This window comes from Bradyrhizobium uaiense (assembly GCF_010811875.1).
Taxonomy (GTDB): domain Bacteria; phylum Pseudomonadota; class Alphaproteobacteria; order Rhizobiales; family Xanthobacteraceae; genus Bradyrhizobium; species Bradyrhizobium uaiense.
The window spans coordinates 49,647-56,695 of the sequence record NZ_VKHP01000024.1 but is presented as its reverse complement, the minus strand read 5'-3'; the positions used below and the strand labels follow the sequence as shown (position 1 = coordinate 56,695).

At 63.4% G+C, this 7,049-nt stretch carries 6 protein-coding genes and 1 pseudogene; 3 read left to right on the top strand and 4 right to left on the bottom strand.

The annotated features are described in order from the left end of the window. Positions 1–124: 124 nt before the first annotated feature. The 3 genes and pseudogenes from FNJ47_RS09095 to FNJ47_RS09085 all read left to right on the top strand — a co-directional run. Positions 125–892, top strand: a pseudogene (locus FNJ47_RS09095) (aminotransferase class I/II-fold pyridoxal phosphate-dependent enzyme); the annotation flags it as partial. 7 nt (positions 893–899) lie between these two features. Further along, positions 900–2,009 carry a polyamine ABC transporter substrate-binding protein gene (locus FNJ47_RS09090; protein ID WP_163152735.1) on the top strand — a complete coding sequence of 370 codons (1,110 nt, stop codon included), beginning with the start codon at positions 900–902 and terminating at the stop codon, positions 2,007–2,009. A gap of 155 nt (positions 2,010–2,164) precedes the next feature. Then, positions 2,165–3,109, top strand: a complete 945-nt coding sequence (locus FNJ47_RS09085) for a pyridoxal-phosphate dependent enzyme (protein WP_163152734.1) — start codon at positions 2,165–2,167, stop codon at positions 3,107–3,109. A gap of 25 nt (positions 3,110–3,134) precedes the next feature. On the opposite strand, the gene FNJ47_RS09080 is transcribed toward FNJ47_RS09085, so the two are convergent. The 4 genes from FNJ47_RS09080 to FNJ47_RS09065 are packed head-to-tail and all read right to left on the bottom strand — an operon-like array spanning position 3,135 to position 7,049. Next, entirely contained in the window at positions 3,135–4,070 is a 936-nt protein-coding gene (locus tag FNJ47_RS09080) for a lipid A biosynthesis lauroyl acyltransferase (protein ID WP_163152733.1), read from the bottom strand. A 20-nt stretch (positions 4,071–4,090) separates the two neighbouring features. After that, positions 4,091–5,368, bottom strand: coding sequence for a beta-ketoacyl-ACP synthase (locus FNJ47_RS09075; RefSeq protein WP_163152732.1), 1,278 nt, complete (start codon positions 5,366–5,368; stop codon positions 4,091–4,093). 27 nt (positions 5,369–5,395) lie between these two features. Further along, positions 5,396–6,580, bottom strand: a complete 1,185-nt coding sequence (locus FNJ47_RS09070; RefSeq protein WP_163152731.1) for a beta-ketoacyl-ACP synthase — start codon at positions 6,578–6,580, stop codon at positions 5,396–5,398. Then, a complete protein-coding gene (locus tag FNJ47_RS09065; RefSeq protein WP_163152730.1) occupies positions 6,573–7,049 on the bottom strand; it encodes a 3-hydroxyacyl-ACP dehydratase FabZ family protein in 477 nt (158 codons plus the stop codon). The genes FNJ47_RS09070 and FNJ47_RS09065 overlap by 8 nt, the downstream gene beginning before the upstream one ends.

The window sequence follows — 7,049 nt, the reverse complement described above, 5'->3', positions numbered from 1 at the left end:
CACATCTGCGGCACGTGCTTGGTCGTGACCCTGGGGAGGATGCCACAATGCGTAGCTGTCGTCTGACGGAGCTCCGGAATGCCCATCATCGACGGATACTGGTTGTAGCCGTTGATGGAAGCATCCGCGGCTGTTGCGGCTCGGCCCGCCGGAGTGGCGGCTGAACGAGGAGATGCTGCGCAGCGTCTTCAACCACAAGACCAAGGCGGTGCTGTTCAACAATCCGCTCAACCCGGCCGCGGTGGTCTATCCGCGCGAGGACCTCGAATTGCTGGCGCGGTATTGCCAGGAGTTCGACGTGGTCGCGATCTGCGACGAGGTCTGGGAACACGTCGTGTTCGACGGCCGCGAGCACATCCCGCTGATCACGATTCCGGGGATGCGCGATCGCACCATCAAGGTCGGCAGCGCCGGCAAGATCTTCTCGCTGACGGGCTGGAAGATCGGCTTCGTCTGCGCCGCGCCGCCGCTGCTGCGCGTGGCGGCGAAGGTGCACCAGTTCCTCACCTTCACGACGGCACCCAATCTGCAGGCCGCGGTTGCGTACGGCCTCGGCAAGCCAGACGATTATTTCCTCGACATGCGCAAGGACATGGCGCGGAGCCGCGACCGTCTCTCCAAGGGGCTCGAGAGCATCGGCTTTCCGGTGCTGAAGTCGCAGGGGACGTATTTCCTCACCGTTGACCTATCGCCGCTCGGCCTCAACGAGACCGATGCTGAGTTCTGCTGGCGAATTGTGCAGGATTACAAGGTTGCGGCTATTCCAGTGTCGGCGTTTTACGAGCAGGATGCTGTGACGTCCGTTGTGCGTTTCTGTTTCGCCAAGAAGGACTCGACGCTCGATACCGCGCTCGAGCGGCTGTCGGACGCGGTTCACCGCCGCAAGAGGTAGGGCCAGGATGCGAGAGCAGCACCGTCGTCTCGTCAGCATCGTCGGCGCGGTCGCGACGCTCCTGCTGCTCTCGGCCTCCGCCGGCGCTGAGGATCGTACGGTCAACTTCTACAATTGGTCGAACTACATGGCGCCGGGAGTCCTCGAGGACTTCACCAAGGAAACCGGCATCAAGGTCGTCTACGATACGTTCGACGCCAACGAGACGCTGGAGACCCGGCTGCTCGCGGGCAAGTCCGGCTACGACGTCGTGGTGCCGACCGGTTATTTCCTGCAGCGGCAGATCACCGCGAAGGTGTTCCTGAAGCTCGACAAGTCGAAGCTGCCGAACCTCGCCAATGCCTGGCCGGTGGTGACGGAGCAACTCGCGACCTACGATCCGGGCAACAACTACGGCGCCAACTACATGTGGGGCACCACCGGCATCGGCTACAACGTCAAGATGGCGGAGAATATCCTCGGACCTGACGCGAAGATCGACAGCTGGGACATGGTGTTCAAGCCGGAGAACCTGGCCAAGTTCAGGGATTGCGGCATCCACATGCTGGATTCGGCCGACGACATCCTGCCGGCGGCGCTGAGCTATCTCGGTCTCGATCCGAATTCGACCAAGCCGGCCGACCTCGAGAAGGCCGCCGATCTCGTCACCAAGATCCGGCCCTATGTGCGCAAATTCCATTCGTCCGAATATCTCAGCGCGCTGGCTTCGGGCGAGATCTGCTTCGTGGTCGGATGGTCGGGCGACATCATGCAGGCGCGCAGCCGGGCGGCGGAAGCCAAGACCGGCGTCGAGATCGGCTACACGATCCCGAAGGAGGGCGCGCAGATGTTCTTCGACAATCTCGCAATCCCCGCCGATGCCAAGAACGTCGCTGAGGCCTATGAGCTGATCAACTACCTCTATCGTCCCGACGTCGCGGCGAAGAACTCGAACTTCCTGTCCTACGCCAATGGCAATCTGGCGAGCCAGAAGCTGATCGACCCCAAGATCTTCGACGACAGGAACATCTATCCCGACGCGGCGATGCAGAAGAAGCTGTTCGTGATCACGGCGCGCGATCCGGCGACGCAGCGGATCATCAACCGGCTGTGGACGCGGGTGAAGACGGGGCGCTAGGCTGCGTGTAGGCACGACGCTGTTGCCCTATGACGAGCTGAGATACTTCAGGCGTTCACAAGATAAATCGAGCAGTCACAACAGCTGATTGGACACCTGTGCAGGCGTGTCCGATTAGCCCTTGGTACTCGTTTGCGATTGCCGCAGAGGCCAGGATGCCCCGTCAGCCGATTCATTTGATCCGTGACGATCTCGAATTTATTGCAGGCCGGGCGCTGCAGACACCCATACGATCGTGCGCCGCGTTGGACGCAGTGACCGGGCGAACAATCCTCGTCAAAGACGAGACCGTTCAATATGGCGGTTCGTTCAAGTTTCGAGGAGCTATCCTTGGGACGAGAAATGCTGAGCGAGGAGTTGTCGCCGCAGGATCAGGAAACTTTCCGATTGCGGTCGGCCTGGCCGCTCAGGCGCTGGACAAGCCCGCCTGTTTGGTCATGCCCGCGGACGTAGCGGCCTTCAAAAGGGAGCAGGCCCGAAAAACCGGAGCTGAGGTAAAGATCGTCGAGCGGTCGGAGTTGGTCGATTGCGCTCGAATGGAGGCCCATCGACGCAGTTGGCGTAACCTTCACGCGTTCGAAGACGTCGAGATGATTGCCGGAAGCTTCACGCTGGGTTCGGAGATTGCAGCTGCCATTCAGGCAAGTGGCCCAGCCTCTGATGCCGTGATTGTTGCCTGTGGCGGCGGTGGGCTGGCTGCTGGCGTTGCCCTTGCTTTGCGCTCCTGGTCCATCTCGACTGCAATCTATGTTGCAGAACCGCAGACTCACCAACGCTACGCGCGTGCCCGCGAGATTGGCATTCCGATCCGGATTGATCCTCCTGGAGATACGCTATGCGATGCCTTGCGCTCCCGGCAGATCGGAGTGCGGGCCTTCGAAATTCTGCAATGGTCGAATGTTCAGGTATGCGCTGTTAGCGATGAGCTTGTGCAATACGCTGCCCGGTTGCTGCTTGAGACCTGCGGCATCCGGGTCGAGCCGAGCGGCGCCTTGGCGATGGCGGCGGTCTTGGGCGGCGTCGTCGACAGCGAGCGTTCGCGTGTATGGGTAATCGCTTGCGGAGGGAACGTACCGTCGCTCGATCGCGAAGGTCTGTGATGCCAGTGGCGGACGTAACGGATCGCTACCGCCAGCGCCGGTGCAGCCAGAGCCATTGATCAGGATATTCGCGGATCCAGCCCTCGACGACGTCGGTGATCGCCTGCGTCGTGCCCTGGATATCGACCTGGCCGGACGCGTCGAACACCGGCTTCACTTCCTCGGTGACCTCGCCGCGGAAACGGCCATCGGGCAGGCGGATGATCCGCGTGCCGTGGATCGGGCAATCGATCTGCCGGCGCAGGCGCGCCAGCAGCGGGTTCGCGGTGGTCTTGCGGCCGAAGAAGGTGACGGGAACGCCGTTGGTCAAATACTGGTCGACCAGCATCGCGACGTGCTGGCCACGCTGAAGCGCCTGCGCCAGCTTGAGCGGCGCGTCGCGGCCGGCCGGCACCAGCGTACCCAAATTGACGGCGCGGATGCGTTCGATGGCGCGGTCGGCTGCTTCGATGTTCGGCCGCCGGAACAGGATCGTGGCGTCGAGGCCATGCGCGGCGGCGGCAATAGGCGAGAGCTCCCAGTTGCCGAGATGTGCGGCGAAGAATAGTGCCGGCTTGCCGTCGTCACGCAATTGATCGAACAGCTGCTTGCTGCGCGCCGAGAATTCAACGCGGCCCGACTTGTCGGGATTCTTGGGGTCATGGTCCCAGATGCGGTCGATATGCGCGAATTCGGCGCCGATCCGTCCGAGGTTGTGCCAGACGCCAGTCAGGATCTCTTCGATTTCCTGCGGCGACTTCTCCGGGAAGGCGGCCGTGAGGTTCTCGCGGCCGATGCGATCTTCACGCAACCGGCGGCCGATGAAATGCGCGGCGTGGCCGAAGAATCGTGCGGTCTTTTCCGGATCGAAATAGCGCGTCGTGCGCAGCAGCCCGGTCGTCAACGCGCCAATGGCGACGTTGGTCACGGGCTTTGCTGCGTCACGCAGGCGCGCCCGGGTACGAAGGAGCAGGCGTTTCATCGGACGAGGCGAGGCGTGGATCAGGCCGGTTCGCGCGTCAGGATCAGCGAGGCGTTCTGCCCGCCGAACCCGAACGAGTTCGACATCACGGCGGTCACCTTGGCATCGCGCGCCTTGTTGCCCACCACATCGAACGGGATCGCGGGATCGGGCACCTCGTAATTGATCGTCGGCGGAATCCGCTGATGCTCGAGCGTGAGCAGCGAGAAGATCGCCTCGACCGCGCCGGCGGCCGAGATGGTGTGGCCGACCATCGACTTGTTCGACGACACCGGAATGTTCTTGGTGTGCTCGCCGAACACCGCCGATGTGGCCAGATATTCCATCTTGTCGTTTTCCGGCGTCGAGGTGCCGTGCGCGTTGATGTGATCGATCTGCTCGGGCTCCATGCCGGCGTCCGCAAGCGTCTTGCGGACGCAGCCAATCGCCGGCTTGCCGTCGGGCGCCGAGCGGGTGCGGTGGAAGGAGTCGGTCAGCTCGCCGCAGCCGGCGACGACGCCGAGGATGCGCGCGCCACGCGCCATCGCGGCGTCGTAGCTCTCCAGCACCAGCGCACCGGCACCTTCGGCCATCACGAAGCCGTCGCGGTTCTTCGAGAACGGCTTGGAGGCGGCCTGCGGCGGATCATTCTGGGTGGAAAGGGCCGACAGCAGCGAGAATCGCACCATGGCTTCCGGATTGACCGAGCCGTCGGTAGCTATACACAGCGTTGCATCGGTTTCGCCGCGGCGGATCGCCTCGACGCCGAGCTGGATCGCGGTCGCGCCGGATGCGCAAGCCGTCGAGAGCGAAATCGGCGATCCCTTGGTGCCGAAAGTTTCGGCGAGGCTGAGTGCGACCGAACCGAACGTGAAGCGCCGGTGGAAGTGCGCAAACTTCCCGCCGCTGCAGGTTGCCAGATATTCGATGATGCCAAAGTCCTTGGTCGGAACGTCGCGCGCGACTTCGAGCCGCTGCGGCCATTCGGTCTCGATCGGCGCGACCGCCAGGAACAGCGGGCCGGGGAAGTCGCCCTTGCTGCCGATGCCGGATTGCTCCAGTGCCTCTTCGGCGGCGATTTCCGCGAGGCGCTGCGACAGGCTGGTCGACGAGAACGGATCGACGGTGACGAAATCGACGGCGCCGGCCATCGTCGTCTTCATGCTGTCGAGCGGAAAGCGCGTGACGGTCTTGATGCCGGACTCGCCTGCGCTGAGGCGTTTCCAATTGTCGGTCTTGCCGCCGCCGAGCGACGTCACGATTCCCATGCCGGTCACGACAACGATCGGTCGGCCGAATTTATCGCGTGGTGCTGTCATGGTGTCCCCGTCGGTGCTTGCGCCGAATTACTTGACGGCCTCGACCAGTGCCATGCCTTCGCCCTGCCAGTGGCCGACCCCCAACACGACAATCTGGGTTGGCGCTTTGGTCTTTTCAACCTCCAGCCCGGTCGGGTCGTTGGCCGGATAAAGCGCGCCGCGCGAGATCGACAGCGCGGCCAGCGCGAGCCCGAGCGGGAACTGCGCCTCCATGGTGTGCCCAAAGGTCGTTCCGGTGGCGCGCACGGCAAGGCCGGGGTGCTGACCGAGGAATTCGCGCTCTTCGGCGGTCGCAGGCTCCGCGCCGGTCGCACCCGTGATCAGCATGGCATTGGCATCGTTGACACCAAGCTGCGGCCACATCGCCTGCAGCGATTGCTTCACTGCGCCGGGCTGCTTGCGCTTGGCCAGATCGGCGACCACCTTGGTCAGCTTGGCGTATGGCGTGGCGCCGCGTGCCTCGGCGTGCTCGCGCGATTCCATCACCAGGAAGGCGCCGGCGGAGCCGATCGCGAAGCCCGGGTTGTTCCTGCGGGCCCAGACCGACGTATGCTGATCCTTGAGGGCGAAGTCGCCGAACGAATAGAGCATCAGCAGGTCGCCGCGATCACCATTATGGGCCGCGCCGACCAGGGCGATGTCGCTCTGTCCGGCCCCGATGCGCGCGACCGCGATCCGCGCGGCGTCGATGCTCGCGGCTTCCTCGCCCATGAAGGTGCGCGACGTCCCGCACACGCCGTGGACGATCGCGATATTGCCGGCGAGCAGGTTGGAGAGCTGCGCCAGGAACAGCGTCGGGCGCAGCTCGTTCATCAGCTTTTCATTGAGCAGGGCAGGGGGCAGCTTGCCCTGCGCGTCGGCGTTCATGATCGCCAGGTCGACATTGAGGTCACGCTCGCCGCCACCGGCTGCGATGATCATGTCCATCCGCGACAGGATTTCCTGATTGCCTTTGACACCGGCGGAATCGAGCGCCAGCCCGGCAGCATAGGTGCCGATCCGCTGCCACATCTCCATCTGACGCTGATCGCCCTTTTTCGGGATCTGGGCGTCGAAGCTGACGGGGGCGATCGGATGGATCACGTAGGGCGCGAGGCGCTTCTCGTCGGCATTGACGCGCTTGGCGCCGAGCGCATCCCAATGCGTATCCAGCCCCTCGCCGAGCGAGGAGAGCAGGCCTACGCCGGTGATCCAGACTTCCTTCTCAGCCATTACTCATTGCCTGCAGCGGAAACCCGATCTTGTTGGCCATCGCGTCCATGTGCACACGCAAGTCCGGGCTGGGAAAGGGGATATGACGGAAGGTCAGCTCGGCGTTGCATTTGAGCTCCTTGCCGACGCGGACTTTCGCCGAGGTCACGGTGAAGCCTGAACCTTCGTGTTCGATCTTGGCTTCGATCGTCAGCGTCGATCCGGGGCTGACGAAGCCACGCATCTTGGCTTCCTTGACCATGGCGAGGAAAGGCATGCGCTCGAACTTGGTCAGACCGAGGATCAGCCAGCCGGAGCTCTGGGCCATCGCTTCGGTGAGCAGCACGCCGGGCATGATCGGGTAGCCCGGGAAGTGTCCCGTGAACACCGAATGGCTGTCCGGCGGGACGTCCGCCTCGACGACAATGGTCCTTGCGTCGAGGTTGAGGTCGACGACCCGATCGATCAGCTGAAAGGTTTCAAGCTGCAT